Raw genomic sequence first — 17,568 nt, forward strand, 5'->3', positions numbered from 1 at the left:
GAGTGCGGACGGGCGGCTCAGGCCGCAGCGCGCAGCACGGCCAGCACTCCGGCCGCATCCGGCGTGGGGGCCGTCCCGAGCAGGGGCAGACCCCGCCGCGCGCATGTGTCCCGGGTCGGCGCGCCGATCGCCACGAGCCGCACCCGCTCCCCCACCAGCGGCGTCAGACCCGCGGCCACGAACTCCTCCGCCGCGGACGAGCTGGTGAGCACCACGGCGGTCCCCGCCGCGACCGCGGCCAGCCGCGCGGGCGTCACGACGTCCCCCCGGCCCTCGTCCGCCGCCCCGTCGAGCAGCCGCCTGCCGGCCTGCGCCGGATACGGCACCGTCCGGTAGGCGAGCCCGGTCCGCACGTCCCAGCCCGCCGCGCGCAGGCCGTCGGCGAGGCGGGACCGGGCCCGATCGGACTGGGGCAGCCACGCGCGGGCGCCGCGGGGATGCAGGGCGGCGAGTCCGGCGATCAGGCCCTCGGCGGAGCGGTCCTCGGGCGGCAGCCACGGCGCCGCGTCGCAGCCCGCCTCGGTCAGCACCCGTGCCGTGCCCGGTCCGGTGACCGCGATCCGCGCGCCCGCCGGGACATGGCCGTCCCAGCCGACGGCCCTGAGCGCGCGCACGGTGTTGGGGCTCGTCACCACGAGCCAGCGGGACCCGTCCGAGCGCACCGGCCCGGCCGCATCACCGTCGGCCCCCGCCCAGTCCGCGAGCAGCGCGCGCAGGGGGCCGTCGTCGTCGGGCAGTGCGAAGTCGGTCAGCGGCAGGAAGCCGACCCGCAGCCGCCGCCCCGCCACCTCGGTGCCGGCGAGACCGGCCTCGAGGTCGCCGGCCTGGGCCGGCTGGCGGGTGAGCAGGACGCGCATCTCAGGCCGGGTCGTCGGGGCGCGGGGCGCCGTCGCCCCGGTCCACCCCGCGCACCGTGCCGGGCAGCAGGTCGGCGCCCTCGGCCACGAACTGCTCGGCCACGTGCACGCCGAGTGCCTCCGCGGCCACGAACAGGGTGTCCTCGAGCCACTCGTCGCCGGCCGCCGGGTCGCCGGCCACGTCGGTCGGCACCGGGTCGAGCTGCACGGACGAGGTCCGGCGCAGCACGCGCGAGCCGTCGAGGGCGGCCACCATCGCGGTCATCTCGATGCGCGGCGCGCCGGCCTCGCCGTCGGTCACGCGGGCCACGGCCCCGATCGGCGCGGCGCAGCCGGCCTCGAGGCGGCGCAGCAGGGCCCGCTCGGCGGTGACCGCCACGTGGGTGTCCCGATCGTCGACCAGCTCGAGGGCGGCGTGCAGCCTCCCGACCGGCGCCTCGGGGTCCAGGAGCGCCCGACCGAGGAAGGACTCGTCCTCGGCCCGGATCTCCACGGCCAGGGCGCCCTGCCCGGGGGCGGGCACCATGACCTCCGGGTCGATCCGCTCGGTGATCACGTGGTCCAGGCCGAGCCGGTTGAGCCCGGCACAGGCCAGGATCACGGCGTCGAGGTCACCGCGGGGCGAACCCGCGGCGGCCGGGGCGTGATCGTCGTGCTGCTCCAGCCCGGGCACGCGGGCCAGGCGGGTCTGCACGTTGCCGCGGATGTCCACCAGCTCCAGATCCGGGCGCAGCGCCTTGAGCTGGGCCACGCGGCGCGGCGAGCCCGTGCCCACCCGGGCGCCCTCGGGCAGGGTCGCCAGGGTGAGGCCGTCGCGGGCGCACAGGGCGTCCCGCAGGTCGGCCCGGGCCGGCACCGCGGCGATCTCGAGGGTCTCCGGCTGGGCGGCCGGCAGGTCCTTGAGCGAGTGCACCGCCGCGTCCACGACGCCGTCGAGCACGGCGGCCCGCAGCGCCGAGGCGAACACGCCGGTGCCGCCCAGCGAGGCCAGCGAGCCGGTGGTGACGTCGCCCTCGGTGCGGATCACCACCAGCTCGTGGGCCAGGCCGGAGCGCTCCGTGAGCGTCTCGGCCACGTGGCTGGTCTGCGTGGTCGCCAGGGCGGAGCCCCGGGTGCCAATGCGCAGGGGGGTCACGGTCTCAGGCCTCCTCGGCGGGGGCCGCGGCGCCCGCCTCGTGCTCGGCCAGCCCGCGCACGGCGGCGTCGACAGCGGACGTCGTCGGCCGCGTCGAGCCGTCCCGCATCACCTTGACGCAGCAGTCCGGCCGGCACACGTCGTACCACGCCGGGAAGCAGCCGACCGCGGCGCGACCCTCGCGCCGGCCCAGCCGCTCCTCCACGATGTCCACGAGCCCGGCCACGAACCGCGGGTCGGTGCCCGGGGTGGGGCTGCGCCGGAACCCCACGCCCAGCCCCTCGGCGGTCTCCTTGGCCTCGGTGTCGAGGTCCCAGACCACCTCCATGTGGTCCGAGACGAACCCCAGCGGCACGACGACGAAGCCCGCCACGGCGCGCCCCTGCGCGTCCGTCTCGGCGCCCTCGCCCGCGAGGTGCTCCATCGCGTCGTTGATGTCCGGCTCGAGCCACGGCACCGAGGGCGGGCCGGAGCGCGACTGGTACACGAGCGACCACGGCACGTCCGCGGCCTCGGGCACGCCGGCGAGGATCTCGCGGGCCACATCGAGGTGCTGCGCCGAGTACACGTCCGCACCCTCATCGCCCGGCTCCGCCCCCGCCTGCGCGCGCAGGTCGGCGGCGAGGCCGCGCGGGCCGGCGGCGGCGGCGTCGGAGGTGGGGATCGAGTGGGTCGCGAAGAGCACGTGGATCCGCGCGTCGTCCCCCAGCTCCGCGCGCAGCGAGGCCAGGTCCGCGCGCAGGCCGTCCCGGAACGGCTCGATGAAGCCGGGGTGGTTGAAGTACTGGCGCGTCTTGTCCAGGTCCACCTTCCCGGTCAGGCCGGTCTGCTCCATGGCCATGCCCATGTCCTCGCGGTACTGGCGGCACGAGGAGTAGCAGGAGTACGCGGAGGTGGTGACCGTCAGGATGCGGCGGTGCCCGTCGGCGTGCATCCGCGCGAGGGTGTCCGGGAAGTAGGGCTCCCAGTTGCGGTTGCCCCAGTACACGGGCAGGTCCAGGCCGCGGGCGGCCAGCTCGGCCTCGATGGCCGCCTTCAGCGCGCGGTTCTGCGCGTTGATGGGGCTGACGCCGCCGTTGGCGCGGTAGTGGGTGGCGACCTCCTCGAGGCGCTCGTCCGGGATGCCGCGCCCGCGCGTGACGTTGCGCAGGAACGGGATCACGTCGTCCTGGCCCTCGGGCCCGCCGAAGGAGGCGAGCAGCAGGGCGTCGTAGTCCTTGGGGGCCATCACGCCGCACACGTCGTAGTCGACGCCGGCGGCGGCCTTCTCGGGCGTCCGGAGGGCCGGGGCGACGCCGGCGTCCGGGCCGGTGTGGACGGGCGCGTCGGCGCGGGGCTCGGGGGCGGTAGTCATCAGGCCAGCACCTCCGCGATCTCGGCGGTCTCCAGACGGCGTCCGGTGTAGAACGGCACCTCGCTGCGCACGTGCAGGCGGGTCTCGTTGTTGCGCAGGTGGCGCATCATGTCCACCAGGTCCGTCAGCTCGTCCGCCTCGAGGCCCAGCAGCCACTCCCAGTCGTTCAGGCCGAACGCGCTGGTGGTGTTCGCCCATACCTGCGGGAAGTCCTGGCCGAGCTGGCCGTGCTCGCGGAGCATGCGGGCCCGCTCCTTCGGGTCCAGCAGGTACCAATCGTACGAGCGCACGAACGGGTAGAAGCACAGCCACTTCAGGGCCTTGCGGCCCATGGCGAAGGCGGGGACGTGGTCCTTGTTGAACTCGGCCATGCGATCGGCGCCCATGGCCGAGAGCACCATCGTGGTGCCCTCGAGCAGACGGGTGCGGCGCAGCTCGCGGATGGCGGCCTGCAGGTCCTCGGGCACCTGGCCGTACATCCACACCATGACGTCGCCGGCCTCGCGCATGCCCGAGACGTCGTAGACGCCGCGCACGGTCACGCCGGTCTGGGCCACCCGCGCGACGGCCTCGTCGAACTCCTTGGCGGCCTTCTTCGCGTCACGGCCCTCCAGTCCCAGCCAGCCGGGCTCGCCCTGTGGGCGGGCGAACACGGTGTAGGTGGTGAACCAGTCCTTGCCGGCCTCGGCAGGGGTGGTGGTGCTGTCCTTGGTCATGGTCCTCTTCCTTGAGATCCGATTGCGTCAGGGGTGGTCTGGGGGCGAGGTCAGCCCGCGGGCGGCGCGTCGGCGCCGAGGGTGCGGTCCACGCCGGCGACGACGGCGGCCAGCCCGGTGCCGTGCACCCAGCTGCCCACGAGGTCGAGGCCGGGCACGTCCCGTGCCCAGTCGATCAGCGTGTCCGCCTTCGCGCGGTCGGGGCCGGCCTGCGGCGGGATGGAGCGGCGCCAGCGGGTGACGGTGCGGGCGACGACGTCCTCCTCCGCCAGCGGCACCCCGGTGAGAGTCGCCGTGTCCACGAGCGCCTGCGCGAGCAGCTCCTCGTCCGCGCTGCGGTGGCCCAGGGCCTCGGGCCCGCCGCCCTGGCGGCCGTAGGACAGGCGCAGCACGTGGCGGTGGGGATGGCGGGCGACACCGTCCTCCTGCGGACGCGCGACGACCTCGCGCAGCCACGCCCACTTGGCGGTGGCGTGGGTCAGGGCCTTGGCGGCCACGTCCGTCCCGGCGCCGACCAGCACTCCGGTGCCGCGTGGCGCGTCGTCCAGGCCCGCGGCCTCGACGACGAGCGTGGCCAGCGCGATGCCCTCGCCGAGGGCGGGGCCGGCGTCGGGGTCCAGGGCCTCGGCCGAGAGCGGGGCCAGCAGGTCCCAGGCGGTGACGCCGTCCACGGCCAGCACGACGCGGTCCACGTCGAGCCCGCGGACGACCTCGTCGTCCCGGTCCGAGATCTGGGCCCACCAGCCGCCGGTGGCGGGCACGCGGGACAGGGCGGCCACCCGGACACCGCGCAGGACGGTGGCCCCGTCCTCGCGCAGCGCCTCGACGAGCCGGCCGGTGAGGCGGACCATGCCGCCGTCCAGACCGGCCACGAGCGAGCCGGGGGTCCCGGTGGACCGCAGCGCGGCGACGCCCGCGGCCAGCCCGCCGTGCTCCACGGCGGCGGCGAGCAGGCCGGGGGCCACGCGCTCCAGCTCGACGACCGCGGGGTCGGCCGAGTGGACTCCGGCGACGACGGGGGCCACGAGGCGGTCGAGCACCTCGTCGCCGAGGCGGTCGGCCACGACCTGCGCGACGGTCACCGGTTCGCCGGCCGCGAGCGCGGCGGCACAGCGATCCATGGGGGCCTCGGCGTCCTGCCGGGCGCGCTCCAGGCCGGCCGGCGTGAGGGCGGCGGCGAGGTCCTCGGCGTCGAGGTCGCCGGGGATGCCGACGATGCCGAGACGCGGGGCGCGCACGGGGCCGGCGGGACCGTGCAGCCACGAGCCGAGGGGCTCGGGCGCGACGATCTTCTCGCCCAGCCCGAGCTCCTCCACGAGCGCGCGCACGGCGGCGCCGCGGACGGCGAACGACTCGGCGCCGCCGTCGAGTTCGAGGGTCTGGGTCTCGGGGGCCCCGGTCTCGCCGTGCGAGGGGACGTCGAGGAAGCGCGGGGAGACCGCGCCCCCGAGCACGGAGGTGGCCTCGGCGAGGGTCACGTCCCAGCCCGCCGCGGACAGTCGGTGGGCCGCGACGAGGCCGGCGATGCCGCCGCCGACCACGAGCGCCGTGCCGCTCATGCGCGCTCCTCCCGCTCGGCGGTCTCGACCCCCGGTGCCGGGTCCTGGCCCTCCCGCTCCGGCACGGGCAGGGAGTGGATCAGCTCGACCACGCGGGTCAGCACGGCCGCGTCCGTCTCCGGCGGCACGCCGTGGGCGAGGTTGACGACGTGGCCGGGCGCGACGGCGCCGGAGGCGACAACGTCGCGCACGTGGGCCTCGAGGACCTCCCACGGGGCGGCGAGCAGGGCCGGGTCGATGTTGCCCTGCAGGGGCACGGCGCCGCGTCCGTCGGGGCCGGGGTTCGCGCTGAGCCGGCGGTGCGCCTCGGCGAGCGTGAGGCGGTGGTCCACGCCGACGGCGGTCGCGCCCGCGTCACGCATGTGGTGCAGGAACTCTCCGGTGCCCGTGCCGAAGTGCAGGAGCGGGGCGCCGTCGGGGACGCCGGGCCCGGCGAGGTCGGCGACATGGGCGAGGGCCGCCGTCGAGTGCGGCTGCACGTGCTCGAGGTAGTCGTCCGCCGAGAGCGAACCGGCCCACGAGTCGAACAGCTGCGCGGCGGAGGCGCCGGACTCGAGCTGGGCGCGCAGGAACTGGCCGGACACGGTGGCCGCCCAGCCGGCCAGGGCGGCCCAGGTCTCGGGGTCGGCGTGCATCATGCGTCGCGGGCCGAAGTGGTCGCGGGAGGGACGGCCCTCCACCATGTACGCCGCCAGCGTGAAGGGGGCGCCGGCGAAGCCGATCAGGGGGCGCGGGCCCAGCTCGGCGACGGTGGCCGCGACGGCCTCGCGGATGACGTCCAGGGCGGCGTCCTCGAGGACGGGCAGCGCGGCGACGTCGTCGGCGGTGCGGACGGCCTGGCCGAGCACGGGGCCCACGCCGGGCTGGATCTCCACGTCCACGCCCGCCAGGCGCAGGGGGACCACGATGTCCGAGAAGAAGATCGCCGCGTCGACGTCGTGGCGGCGCACCGGCTGCATCGTGATCTCCCGGACCAGGTCCGGCATGAGGCAGGAGTCGAGCATCCCGATCCCCTCGCGCACCTGGCGGTACTCGGGCAGCGAACGGCCGGCCTGCCGCATGAACCACACGGGGTGGCGGTCGGGGCGCTGGCCGCGCAGCGCGCGGAGGAGCGGGCTGGCCACGGTCGAGCGTGACGGATCCTCGGTGCGCAGCGGGTGCTCGGCGGGCAGTGCCGGGACGGCCGCGGGGGTCTCGGGGGTCTGGGACAGGGCGGACATGCCCCCAGTGTCCCACCGGTCGTGTCGCGGTGGCACATCCGCGTCCTCCGTGAGCGTCGTCACACTGGCCGACGGCACCCGGGTCAGGTCCGCCTTCCCGGACGGGCGGGGCGGTCGGGGCTAGACTTGGCCCGCTGTGACTGTCTTCTCTCTCGTCGCCTCCCACCATGATCTGGACCTGGACACGGTCGCCCGCCTCAGCGCCGGCGCGACCGGGGTCGGGCCCGCCCTGCCCGGCAGCGGTGCGGCGGGCGCCGTCGTGCTGGCCACGTGCAACCGCGTGGAGATCTACGCCGAGGCCGACGGGGCCGGCGTCGAGGCCGCTCGCGCGGGGCTGCTGTCCGCCGTCGCCGCCTCCACCTCCCTGCCCGACGAGGACGTGCACGCCGCGTTCCGCACACTCGACGCCGACGCCACGGCCCGTCACCTCTTCGAGGTCGGCGCCGGACTGGACTCCGCCGTGGTGGGCGAGCGCGAGATCGCCGGTCAGGTCCGACGCGCCCTGACGGCGGCCCAGGAGGCCGGCACCGCCTCGGGTCCGCTCGTCCGCCTCTTCGAGTCCGCCACGCGCACGGCCAAGGACGTCGGCTCCCGCACGGCGCTCGGCGCGGCCGGCCGCTCGGTCGTCTCCGTCGCCCTGGACCTCGCGGAGGAGCTGCGCGGTCTCACCGACGCCGCGGCCCAGCGCGACTTCTGGGCCGGGGCCACCATCCTGCTGATCGGCACGGGCGCCTACGCCGGCACCACGCTCGCGCAGCTGGCGGACCGGGGCGCGACCACCGTCGGCGTGCACTCGGCCTCGGGCCGCGCGGAGCAGTTCGTCGCGGACCGCGGCGGCTGGGCCCTCGCGCTCGGCGGCGAGGCCGTGGCCGGCGCCGTCGCCGAGGCGGACGTGATCATCGGCTCCTCCGGCGGCGAACGCCAGATCAGCCCCGAGCGCCTCCAGGAGCTGCGCAAGGGCGGACGGCGTCCGCTCACGGTGGTCGACCTGGCCCTCTCGCGCGACTTCGACCCGGCGGTCGCGGACCTGCCGGACGTCGATCTCATCACCCTCGAGTCGGTGCGGCTGGCCGCACCCGAGCAGGCCCAGGTCGCCGTCGCGGAGGCCCGCGCGCTCGTGGACGACGCCGTCGAGGAGTACCGCGCCGCGCAGCGTGGCCGCAGTGCCGACGCGGCGATCAAGGCCCTGCGCCGCCACACCCTCGGTGTGCTCGACCGGGAGCTCGAGCGCGTGCGCGCCCGCCACGGCTGCACGGCGGCCGCCGAGGAGGTGGAGTTCGCCCTGCGCCGCATGGTGAACCAGCTCCTGCACGAGCCCAGCGTGCGCGCCAAGCGGCTCGCCGCCGAGGGCCGGCTCGACCGCTATGAGGACGCCCTCGAGGCGGTCTTCGGGATCGAGGCCCCCGGCCGCCCCGCCCCCGCCGTGGGCACGGTCGAGGCGGTCTGTCCCGCGCACGAGGACGAGGGCGGCGCCGCGCGCATCGCGTGAGCCCGCCCCGCGCCAGGAGGACCCCGTGACCGACCACCCCGCCGCCACCGCGCCCGACGAGCCCGGGCGAGGCCGCCGTCTGCCCCGGCAGGAGCGTCGTCGCCAGCTGCTGGACTGCGCCCGCGCGGTCTTCGCCGCGGAGCGGTACGCGGGGGCCTCCATGGAGCAGATCGCCGAGCGGGCCGAGGTCTCCAAGCCGGTCCTCTACCAGCACTTCCCCAGCAAGCACGAGCTCTTCCTCGAGCTGCTGGACGCCGAGGTCGCGAGCCTGCGCGCGCTCCTCGAGGCGGCGATGGACACCCGCCGGGACAATCGCGAACGGGTGCGGGCCACCGTCGCCGCCGTGTTCGAGTACATGGCCTCTCCCGAGCGGACCCACCGCCTGATCTTCGACTCCGGCATCGACGGGGACCCGGAGGTGCGCACGCGCAGCGAGGCCGTGCACCGGCTGCTCTCCTCCGAGGTCGCGCGCACCATCCGCGCGGACACCACCGTGGCCGAGGCCGAGGCCGAGGTGCTCTCCCGCGGACTCGTCGGCTATCTCCTGGGCGCCGCCCGCCACTGGGCGGACCGGCTCGACGCCGACGCCCGCCCCGCCGCCGCCGAGATGGCCCGCACGGTGGACGCGCTCGTCTGGCGCGGCCTCGCCTCGCTGCCCTCCGCGGACGACGCGCCGCGCTGACCCGGCCGTCCGGCCCGTTTCGCCCGCGGGTGAACCTCGGGGGTGCCCGTCCACCCCGCCGAGCGGTCCCGTAGGCTGACGGCGGACCGCACAGGACGCGACGAAGAGAAGAGGTTCCCCATGGAGATCCGCATCGGTGTGCAGCACGTCGGCCGCGAGGTCGTCATCGACAGCGAGCAGTCGGCGGACGAGGTCCGCTCCCTCGTGGACGCCGCCGTCTCCGACGGCACCCCGCTGGTCCTGGCGGACGCCAAGGGCCGCCAGGTGGTCGTCCCCGGCGACCGCATCGGCTTCGTGGAGATCGGCGCGAAGAAGTCGGGCCCGCTCGGGTTCGCCGCCTCCTGACCCGCCCGCACGCCCCGGTGATCCGCCGGGGCGTGCGTCGTCTCGGCCCCCTGCCCAGGAGCACCGCCATGACCCCTCACGCCCTCGGCCTCCGCGGCCCCGCCGACCCGACCCTGCTCGAGCGCCTCGCCGCCCTGCGGACGGAGCTCGAGTTGCCGCCGGCCTTCCCCGCCCCCGTCCTGGCCGAGGCGGAGGCGGCCGCGCGTGAGGTGCACGCGGGCCTGACCGGGAGCCCGGACCACGCGGACCGCACGGCCCTGCCGTTCGTCACCGTGGACCCCGCCGGCTCCACGGACCTGGACCAGGCCCTGCTCCTGACCCCCGCCGACGACGACGGCATCCTGGTCCGCTACGCGATCGCGGACGTGCCCGCCTTCGTGACCCCGGGCGGCGCCGTGGACGGCGAGGCCCGCCGCCGCGGCCAGACCGTCTACCTGCCCGACGGCCGGGTCCCCCTGCACCCGGAGGTGCTGAGCGAGGACGCCGCCTCGCTGCTGCCCGACCGCGAGCGCCCGGCGTTCGTGTGGACGTTCCTGCTGGACGCCGCGGGCGCCGTCGTCGAGACCGGCCTCGAACGTGCCCGCATCCGCTCCCGGGCGCAGCTGACGTACGGGCAGGTGCAGGCCTTCCTCGACGCACAGCCGGGGGCGCAGGCGCCGACGACGCCGCGCCCCGGGGTCACCGACGCGGACCGGGCCGCCGCCGAGGGGTGGCCGGCCGAGGTGCGCGACTCGCTGGCGCTGCTGCCGGAGGTGGGCCGACGGCGGGCCGCGCAGGAGGCCGCCCGCGGCGGCGCCTCCCTGAACCTGCCGGACCAGGAGGTCCGTGTCACCGAGGACGGGGCGCACGAGCTCGTGCACCGGGCGCCGTTGCCGGCGGAGGAGCACAACGCCCAGCTCTCCCTGCTGACCGGCATGGCCGCGGCCGAGCTGATGCTGGCCGCCGGAGTCGGGATCCTGCGTACGATGCCGGCGCCGGACACCGACGCCGTCGCCGCCTTCCGAGAGCGCACGCGCGCCCTGGGCGCCCCGTGGGACGAGGGCCAGGACTACGGCGCCTACCTGCGTTCCCTCGACCCCGCCGACGCGCGGCACCTGGCGGTGCTGCACGCGGCCACCGGGCTGTTCCGCGGCGCCGGGTACACGGCCTTCGACGCGCAGGCCGAGGACCCGGCCCTGCGCACCCCGCCGGACGAACCGGCCCAGGCCGCGCTCGCCGCCCCCTACGCCCACGCCACCGCTCCGCTGCGCCGGCTCGTGGACCGCTTCGTCCTGGCCCTGTGCCACGCCCATGCCATCGGCGCCCCCGCCCCCGCATGGGTCCGCAGCGCCCTGCCCGCGCTGCCCGCCCTCATGGCGGACTCGTCGCGCCGGGCCTCGGCCGCGAGCCGGACGGCGGCGGACCTCGTGGAGGCGGCGGCACTCGAGTCCCGCGTCGGCGCGGAGCTCGAGGGGATCGCGGTGCGCGAGGCGAAGGACGGCACGGAGGTGTGGCTGCTCGACCCGGCCGTGAGCCTGCGGGTGCCGGGCAGCGTCCCGGCGGGCACCCGGGTGCGCGTGCGGATCGAGGGCGTGGACCGCGCCTCGGGTGCGATCACGGCCGCGGGGGTAGACTGGCCGCACAGCTCACGCTGACCCAGGATGACCGGTCGCTCTCTGATCACCCTGACCCGCCGCCCGCGCCCCTGACGCCCGGGACGGCACCATGACCTGCCGGATCCGGCACGGCCCGCCGCGTACGGCGCGCCCGCCCGGTTCCACGGGGCGCCGCCCGTCGGCCGCTCCGCGTGCTTGCCTCGCGATCGGCTTCCGCTTGAACCGCGCGCACGGCGGAGCCGGGCCTTCCGCCCGCCGTGACGACGCCTGACCAGGAACGCGAGTCGCCATGACCCAGAACTCCGAGCACACCCCCGCCTCCGCCGACCTCGACCCGACGGTCGCCGCGATCGCGGAGGACATCGTCACCGAGGACGCCGCCCCCGTGGCCCCCGAGCAGACCTTCGCCGACTTCGGGGTGCACCCCGCGATCGTCGAGGCCCTGGAGGCCAAGGGCATCGTCCACCCCTTCCCCATCCAGGCCATGACCCTGCCGGTCGCCCTCGGCGGCCACGACATCATCGGCCAGGCCAAGACCGGCACCGGCAAGACCCTCGGCTTCGGCATCCCCGCGCTACAGCGCGCCATCGGCCCGGGCGAGCCCGGCTGGGACGGCCTCGAGGCCAAGGGCACCGCGGGCGCCCCGCAGGCCCTGATCGTCGCCCCGACGCGCGAGCTCGCCGTCCAGGTGGCCGGCGACCTCACGGCCGCCGCGGCCCGGCGCCCCCTGCGCATCGCCACCATCTACGGCGGCCGCGCCTACGAGCCGCAGATCGAGGAGCTGCAGCGCGGCGTCGAGATCGTCGTCGGCACCCCCGGCCGCCTCATCGACCTGATGCGCCAGCGCCACCTGCGCCTGGACCTGGTGAACACGGTGGTGCTGGACGAGGCCGACGAGATGCTGGACCTCGGCTTCCTCCCCGACGTCGAGACCCTGCTCGCCGCCGTCCCGGCCGTGCGTCAGACCATGCTGTTCTCGGCCACCATGCCGGGTCCCGTGGTCGCGATGGCGCGCCGCTACATGACGCAGCCGACCCACATCCGCGCGGCGGACCCGGAGGACGAGGGCCTGACGAAGAAGGACATCCGTCAGCTCGTCTACCGCGCCCACCACATGGACAAGGACGAGCTCGTGGCCCGCGCCCTGCAGGCCGAGGGCCGCGGCCGGACCATCATCTTCACGCGCACCAAGCGCACGGCCGCTCGCGTGGCGGACGAGCTGACGGCGCGCGGCTTCGCGGCCGGCGCGCTGCACGGCGACCTCGGCCAGGGCGCCCGCGAGCAGGCGCTGCGCGCGTTCCGCAACGGCAAGGTGGACATCCTCGTGGCCACCGACGTCGCGGCGCGCGGCATCGACGTCGACGACGTCACCCACGTGTTCAACTTCCAGGCGCCGGAGGACGAGAAGACCTACGTGCACCGCGTGGGCCGCACGGGCCGCGCCGGCAACAAGGGCGTGGCGGTGACCCTCGTGGACTGGGAGGACATGCCGCGCTGGTCCCTGATCGACAAGGCGCTCGGCCTCGGCCAGCCCGAGCCGGTGGAGACCTACTCCTCCTCCCCGCACCTGTTCTCCGACCTCGGCATCCCGAAGGGCACGAAGGGCCGTCTGCCGCAGGCCAAGCGCGTGCTCGAGGGCCTCGAGGGCGAGACGCTCGAGGACCTCGGCGGCCCCGAGGCGAAGCAGCGCGACGGCGGCCGCGGACGGGGTCGCGACGGCGGCCGTTCCCGTGACGGCGAGCGCGGCGGCCGAGGCCGGGGCGGGCGCTCCGGCGAGGGCCGTGACCGGGCGCGCGGCGGAGGCCGTGGCGAACGGAACCGGGGCGGCCGCTCCGGCGAGGGCCGTGACGATGCACGCGGCGGAGGCCGCGGCGAGCGCTCGGGCCGCGGGCGTGGTGAGGCACCCGCCGAGCAGCGCGCCGAGGGCCGGGGCCGTGGTCGCGGCGAGGGCCGCGAGCGCACCGCCTCGCGCTCCGAGGCCCCCGCAGCCCGGACGCCGGAGCCGGTGGCCGGCGTCGAGCTCACGGAGGCCCGCCGGGCCGAGCGCGCCGAGGCCCGGGCCGAGGCCCGTCGTCGCCGGGGCGGCCGCACCCGCACGCGCCGCCGCAACGGCGAGGTCGTGGACGGCTGACCGTCCCTTCCGGGCCCCCGGGAGTCTTCTGCGCGAATGACCCTTCCGACCGCCGTGCAGGCGGCCGGGAGGGTCATTCGCGCAACGGATCCTCCGCCGTCGCCCGGGCCGCCCGGGCTCAGCCGCGGATGATCGCCGTGCCGGTGCCCTGCCGCTCGATCTCGGCGAGCACCTCCGCGCCCGTGGTGTGCTCGCCGATCGGATTCGGCTTGCCGGTGCCGTGGTAGTCGGACGAGCCGGTGACGAACAGCCCGCGCCGGTCCGCGAACGCGCGCAGCCACGTGCGCTCCTCCGCCGGGTTGTCCCGGTGCTCGACCTCGACCCCCGCCAGTCCGGCCTCGGCCATCTGCTCGAACACCTCGTCGCCCACCACGCGGCCCCGCATGCGCGCCCGGGGATGCGCGAACACCGGCACCCCGCCGGCGGCCCGGATGAGCGCGACCGCCTCGGCCGGGTCCGGGGCGAAGTGCGGCACGTAGTACTTGGACCGGCCGGCGAGGATCTCCCGGAACGCCGCGGAGCGGTCCGGGACGGCCCCGATCGTCACGAGGGCGTCGGCCAGGTGGGGCCGGCCGATCGTCGCGTTCTCCGCCGCGTGCTCCTGGACCAGCTCCCACGTGATCGGGAAGTCCGCGCCCAGGCGCCGCACCATCTCCTGCGCCCGGATCAGCCGCGCGTCGCGGGCCAGGCCGACCTCCCGCAGCAGGGCGGGGTCCTCGGGGTCGTGCAGGTAGCTGAGCACGTGCACGCTCACGCCGTCGGCGGAGGTGCAGGACATCTCCATGCCGGGCACGAGCGTCAGCCCGGTCTCCCGCGCGGCGTGGGCGGCCTCGGCCCAGCCGGCGGTCGTGTCGTGGTCGGTGAGCGCGAGGCCGTCCAGCCCGGCCCGCGCCGCCGCACGCACCACGTCGGCCGGCGGCTCGGTGCCGTCGGACTCGGTCGAGTGCGTGTGCAGGTCGTAGCGGGCCATGGCGGCCATGGTACCGAGACCCGCGCGCGGCGGCCCCGACCCGCCCGCGCCCACCGGTGCCATGATGGGGGGCATGACCGATGCCGCACAGCACCCCGCCCAGACCGCCCCCGACCAGCCCGCCGCCACCCCCGAGGCGGGCGCCGACGGCACCGGCGCGGTGAACCCCCAGCCGCTGGCCGAGCGCGTCGACAACCGCTCGCAGCGCCCCGCCTCGAACGCCTTCCGCGACTTCATGGCCTCCGACTGGGCGCCGTCGTCGGACGCCCTGCCCGACGCCGACGCCTCGGCCCCGTACGCCGCCCGGCGGCGGGCCGCCGTGTCCGCGCGCTTCCCGGGCGAGCGGATCGTGGTGCCGGCCGGCCGCCTCAAGGTCCGCTCGAACGACACCGACTACCGCTTCCGCGCGCACTCCGCGTTCGCCCACCTGACGGGCCTCGGCGTGGACCACGAGCCGGACGCCGTGCTCGTGCTCGAGCCCGCGGACCCGGGCACCGGCGACGACGGCACGGACCACACCGCCACCCTGTACTTCCGTCCCCTGGCCGGCCGGGACACCGAGCAGTTCTACGCGGACTCGCGCTCGGGCGAGTTCTGGATCGGCCCCCGTCCGACCCTGGCCGGCCTGGCCGCCCGCACGGGCCTGCGCACGGCGGGGCTCGAGGAGCTCGAGTCCGCCGTGACCAAGAACGTGGCCGCGGACGGCACCGCGGTGCGGCTGCTGGCCGAGACCGACCAGGACGTGGACGCGCTGCTGGCCGCCGTCCGGACCGAGGCCGGCGTGGACCTGACCGCCGCGGCCGAGGCCGACGCCCAGACCGCCGAGTTCCTCTCCGAGCTGCGCCTGGTGAAGGACGCGTGGGAGGTCGAGCGGATGCGCGCCTCGGTGGCCGCGACCATCGCGGGCTTCGAGGACGTCGTGCGGGCCCTGCCGCGCGCCGTGGGCCACGACCGCGGCGAGCGCGTGGTCGAGGGCGCCTTCTTCGCCCGCGCCCGCCTCGAGGGCAACGACCTGGGCTACGACACGATCGCGGCCTCCGGCAACAACGCCACGATCCTGCACTGGATCCGCAACACGGGCGCCGTGCGCCCGGGTGAGCTGCTGCTGCTCGACGCCGGCGTCGAGGACGACTCCCTCTACACCGCGGACATCACCCGCACCCTGCCCGTGTCCGGCACGTTCACGGACGTGCAGCGCCGCATCTACCAGGCGGTCCTCGACGCCGCGGACGCCGCCTTCGCGATCGTGCGCCCCGGCATCCGGTTCCGCGAGCTCCACGCCGAGGCCATGCGGGTGCTCGTCGACCGCCTCGACGGCTGGGGCCTGCTGCCGGTCTCGGCCGAGGTCGCGCTCTCGGACGAGGGCCAGCACCACCGGCGCTGGATGCCCCACGGCACCTCGCACCACCTCGGCCTCGACGTGCACGACTGCGCGCAGGCCAAGCGGGAGCTCTACCTGGACGGCGTGCTCGAGCCGGGCATGGTCTTCACGATCGAGCCGGGTCTGTACTTCAAGGAGGAGGACCTGGCCGTCCCCGAGGAGTACCGCGGCATCGGCGTGCGCATCGAGGACGACATCCTCGTGACCGAGGACGGGGCCGAGAACCTCTCCGCGGTCCTCCCCCGCACCCCGGACGAGATCGAGGCCTGGATGGCGCGGCTCCAGGCGTGATCCGGCGCGGAGGGCGCCCCTAGGGTTCGGACCATGGGTATCGACCTGACCACCGAGCTCACCGCCCTCCGCGACCGCCTCCTCTCCGCCGAGGCGGAGCACGCCGACCTCATCTCCCGCGTCCGGGAGCGCCACCGGGCCTCGGCCCGGAACCTCGTGCACTACGTCGCCCTGCGCGGCACCGACCTGCGGCCCCTGCAGGAGGCGCTGAGCGACGCCGGACTGTCCTCTCTGGGCCGCATGGAGGCCGGCGTGCTGGGCCACGTGGACGCGGTGCTGGCCGCCGCCCGCGCGCTCGACGGCGACCCCGCCCCCGCGCCCGAGGACGACGCCCTGACCTCCGCCGAGGGCCGCGCCATCCTCGCCCGCAACGCGGCGAGCCTGCTCGGTCCGGCCCGCGGCGACCGGGACGCGCGCATCATGGTGACCATGCCCTCCGAGGCCGCCACGGACCCAGAGCTCGTGGCCCGGATCGCCGAGGCCGGCATGGACCTGGCGCGCGTGAACTGCGCCCACGACGACGAGCAGGCGTGGGCCGCCATGATCGCGGCGGTCCGCCGGTGTGCCGGTGCGGGCCGGCCCGCACCCCTGGTCGCGATGGACCTGGCCGGGCCGAAGGTGCGCACCGGCCCCATCGAGCCGGGACCGCGCGTCGTGAAGGTGAAGCCCGCCCGGGACCCCTCCGGGATCGTCACCGAGCCCTCCCGCGTGTGGCTCGCCGCCGGGCCCCACGACGCCGTGGCCACAGCGGACCGGCCGGACGGCGCCGTCGTCGTGCCGCTCGCGGACCCGGAGGGGACGACCCTGGCGGTCCTGCAGCGCGGCGACGAGATCGAGCTGACCGACGCGCGTGGCGCTCACCGCAGGCTCGAGGTCGAGCAGGTGGACGGCGAGGGCGTGCTCGTGCAGGCGGACAAGACGGTCTACTGGGCGACGGGCACGGCGCTGACGACGCCGCACGGGCCGCTCGAGGTCGGGCCGCTGCCCCCGCTCGAGCAGTCCATGCGCGTGCATGAGGGCGAGCAGATCGTGCTGGCCCGCTCGCTCGAGCCGGTCCCCGCGGTCGACACGCCGCCCTACCGGATCGGCCTCACCCTGGCGCAGGCGTTCGCGGACGCGGCGGTCGGCGACCGGGTCTCCCTCGACGACGGGCGGATCGGCGCGCGGATCACGGCGGTGTCCGACGACGAGATCACCCTCGAGGTGACCCAGGCCGGCCCGCGCGGGGCGAAGCTCAAGGCGGAGAAGGGCGTGAACTTCCCGGACACGCACCTGGACATCCCGGCCCTCACGGACGAGGACCTCGCCCACATCCCGTTCGCGGCCCGCCACGCGGACATGGTGAACATGTCCTTCGTCCGCTCGGCCGAGGACGTGGCCCAGCTGATCGACGCGCTCGAGGCCGAGGACGCGCCGGACGTGGACATCACGCTGAAGATCGAGACGGTGGAGGCCTTCCGGCAGCTGCCACGGATGCTGCTCGAGGCGATGCGCTGGCGGGACGTCGGGGTGATGATCGCCCGGGGCGACCTGGCGGTGGAGGCCGGCTTCGCACGCATGGCCGAGCTGCAGGAGGAGATCCTGTGGCTGTGCGAGGCCGCGCACGTGCCCGCGATCTGGGCCACCCAGGTCCTCGAGTCCCTCGCCAAGACCGGCCTGCCCTCACGGGCGGAGATCACGGACGCCGCGATGGCGCAGCGGGCCGAGGCCGCGATGCTGAACAAGGGCCCGTACATCGACCGCGCCGTCACCGTCCTCGGCGACATCCTGGGCCGGATGCACGGTCATGCGAGCAAGAAGCGCGACATGCTCCGGCGGCTCGAGTCCTGGTCCCTCTGACGGG

Annotated in this window: 14 protein-coding genes; 7 read left to right on the plus strand and 7 right to left on the minus strand. The window is 76.2% G+C overall.

The window, feature by feature from the left end:
- Positions 1 to 17: 17 nt before the first annotated feature.
- Genes O3T09_RS07290 through hemE form a run of 6 tightly spaced genes read right to left on the minus strand, consistent with a single transcriptional unit; the run spans position 18 to position 6,841 of the window.
- A complete protein-coding gene (locus O3T09_RS07290) occupies positions 18 to 857 on the minus strand; it encodes a uroporphyrinogen-III synthase (protein ID WP_036314324.1) in 840 nt (279 codons plus the stop codon).
- A gap of 1 nt (position 858) precedes the next feature.
- Positions 859 to 1,992 (minus strand): hydroxymethylbilane synthase, encoded by a 1,134-nt coding sequence (gene hemC / locus O3T09_RS07295; protein WP_036314322.1) that lies wholly within the window; start codon positions 1,990 to 1,992, stop codon positions 859 to 861.
- Between the two features lie 4 nt (positions 1,993 to 1,996).
- Positions 1,997 to 3,346 (minus strand): ferrochelatase, encoded by a 1,350-nt coding sequence (locus tag O3T09_RS07300; RefSeq protein WP_036314320.1) that lies wholly within the window; start codon positions 3,344 to 3,346, stop codon positions 1,997 to 1,999.
- Positions 3,346 to 4,062, minus strand: coding sequence for a hydrogen peroxide-dependent heme synthase (hemQ, locus tag O3T09_RS07305; protein ID WP_036314319.1), 717 nt, complete (start codon positions 4,060 to 4,062; stop codon positions 3,346 to 3,348). The genes O3T09_RS07300 and hemQ overlap by 1 nt, the downstream gene beginning before the upstream one ends.
- 50 nt (positions 4,063 to 4,112) lie before the next feature.
- Positions 4,113 to 5,621 (minus strand): protoporphyrinogen/coproporphyrinogen oxidase, encoded by a 1,509-nt coding sequence (locus O3T09_RS07310; RefSeq protein ID WP_269295455.1) that lies wholly within the window; start codon positions 5,619 to 5,621, stop codon positions 4,113 to 4,115.
- On the minus strand, positions 5,618 to 6,841 hold the full coding sequence (gene hemE / locus O3T09_RS07315; RefSeq protein ID WP_041103347.1) for a uroporphyrinogen decarboxylase: 1,224 nt from the start codon (positions 6,839 to 6,841) through the stop codon (positions 5,618 to 5,620). The genes O3T09_RS07310 and hemE overlap by 4 nt, the downstream gene beginning before the upstream one ends.
- 136 nt (positions 6,842 to 6,977) lie before the next feature.
- Here hemE and O3T09_RS07320 point away from each other — a divergent pair, with 136 nt between their 5' ends.
- The 5 genes from O3T09_RS07320 (at position 6,978) to O3T09_RS07340 (ending at position 13,083) form a co-directional block, all read left to right on the plus strand.
- Positions 6,978 to 8,330 (plus strand): glutamyl-tRNA reductase, encoded by a 1,353-nt coding sequence (locus O3T09_RS07320; protein WP_049147265.1) that lies wholly within the window; start codon positions 6,978 to 6,980, stop codon positions 8,328 to 8,330.
- Positions 8,331 to 8,355: 25 nt separating this feature from the next.
- The gene (locus O3T09_RS07325; RefSeq protein ID WP_049147262.1) at positions 8,356 to 9,012 is read left to right on the plus strand and encodes a TetR/AcrR family transcriptional regulator; all 657 of its coding nucleotides are present in this window, start codon (positions 8,356 to 8,358) and stop codon (positions 9,010 to 9,012) included.
- Positions 9,013 to 9,132: 120 nt separating this feature from the next.
- Entirely contained in the window at positions 9,133 to 9,357 is a 225-nt protein-coding gene (locus O3T09_RS07330) for a DUF3107 domain-containing protein (RefSeq protein WP_049147259.1), read from the plus strand.
- Positions 9,358 to 9,425: 68 nt separating this feature from the next.
- Positions 9,426 to 10,991, plus strand: a complete 1,566-nt coding sequence (locus O3T09_RS07335; protein WP_049147257.1) for an RNB domain-containing ribonuclease — start codon at positions 9,426 to 9,428, stop codon at positions 10,989 to 10,991.
- 250 nt (positions 10,992 to 11,241) lie between these two features.
- Positions 11,242 to 13,083, plus strand: a complete 1,842-nt coding sequence (locus tag O3T09_RS07340) for a DEAD/DEAH box helicase (RefSeq protein ID WP_269295456.1) — start codon at positions 11,242 to 11,244, stop codon at positions 13,081 to 13,083.
- Between the two features lie 118 nt (positions 13,084 to 13,201).
- Here O3T09_RS07340 and O3T09_RS07345 read toward each other — a convergent pair whose 3' ends face one another.
- Positions 13,202 to 14,062 (minus strand): PHP domain-containing protein, encoded by an 861-nt coding sequence (locus tag O3T09_RS07345; protein WP_269295457.1) that lies wholly within the window; start codon positions 14,060 to 14,062, stop codon positions 13,202 to 13,204.
- A gap of 64 nt (positions 14,063 to 14,126) precedes the next feature.
- Here O3T09_RS07345 and O3T09_RS07350 point away from each other — a divergent pair, with 64 nt between their 5' ends.
- Together O3T09_RS07350 and O3T09_RS07355 are read left to right on the plus strand one after the other, a co-directional pair.
- Positions 14,127 to 15,725 (plus strand): aminopeptidase P family protein, encoded by a 1,599-nt coding sequence (locus O3T09_RS07350; RefSeq protein WP_134377037.1) that lies wholly within the window; start codon positions 14,127 to 14,129, stop codon positions 15,723 to 15,725.
- A 33-nt stretch (positions 15,726 to 15,758) separates the two neighbouring features.
- Positions 15,759 to 17,564: a pyruvate kinase gene (locus tag O3T09_RS07355; protein ID WP_269295458.1), complete on the plus strand. Its 1,806-nt coding sequence runs from the start codon at positions 15,759 to 15,761 to the stop codon at positions 17,562 to 17,564.
- Positions 17,565 to 17,568: the final 4 nt, after the last annotated feature.

Origin of the sequence: Micrococcus sp. H39-S4, assembly GCF_027158145.1 — a bacterium.
In the GTDB taxonomy this organism is placed as follows: Bacteria; Actinomycetota; Actinomycetes; order Actinomycetales; family Micrococcaceae; genus Micrococcus; species Micrococcus luteus.

What these genes read in the sequence shown, in the direction of transcription:
- O3T09_RS07290 (WP_036314324.1), bottom strand. Translation starts at nt 857, where the DNA reads ATGCGCGTCCTGCTCACCCGCCAGCCGGCCCAGGCCGGCGACCTCGAG.
- O3T09_RS07300 (WP_036314320.1), bottom strand. Translation starts at nt 3,346, where the DNA reads ATGACTACCGCCCCCGAGCCCCGCGCCGACGCGCCCGTCCACACCGGC.
- hemQ (WP_036314319.1), bottom strand. Translation starts at nt 4,062, where the DNA reads ATGACCAAGGACAGCACCACCACCCCTGCCGAGGCCGGCAAGGACTGG.
- O3T09_RS07310 (WP_269295455.1), bottom strand. Translation starts at nt 5,621, where the DNA reads ATGAGCGGCACGGCGCTCGTGGTCGGCGGCGGCATCGCCGGCCTCGTC.
- hemE (WP_041103347.1), bottom strand. Translation starts at nt 6,841, where the DNA reads ATGTCCGCCCTGTCCCAGACCCCCGAGACCCCCGCGGCCGTCCCGGCA.
- O3T09_RS07330 (WP_049147259.1), top strand. Translation starts at nt 9,133, where the DNA reads ATGGAGATCCGCATCGGTGTGCAGCACGTCGGCCGCGAGGTCGTCATC.
- O3T09_RS07335 (WP_049147257.1), top strand. Translation starts at nt 9,426, where the DNA reads ATGACCCCTCACGCCCTCGGCCTCCGCGGCCCCGCCGACCCGACCCTG.
- O3T09_RS07340 (WP_269295456.1), top strand. Translation starts at nt 11,242, where the DNA reads ATGACCCAGAACTCCGAGCACACCCCCGCCTCCGCCGACCTCGACCCG.
- O3T09_RS07345 (WP_269295457.1), bottom strand. Translation starts at nt 14,062, where the DNA reads ATGGCCGCCATGGCCCGCTACGACCTGCACACGCACTCGACCGAGTCC.
- O3T09_RS07350 (WP_134377037.1), top strand. Translation starts at nt 14,127, where the DNA reads ATGACCGATGCCGCACAGCACCCCGCCCAGACCGCCCCCGACCAGCCC.
- O3T09_RS07355 (WP_269295458.1), top strand. Translation starts at nt 15,759, where the DNA reads ATGGGTATCGACCTGACCACCGAGCTCACCGCCCTCCGCGACCGCCTC.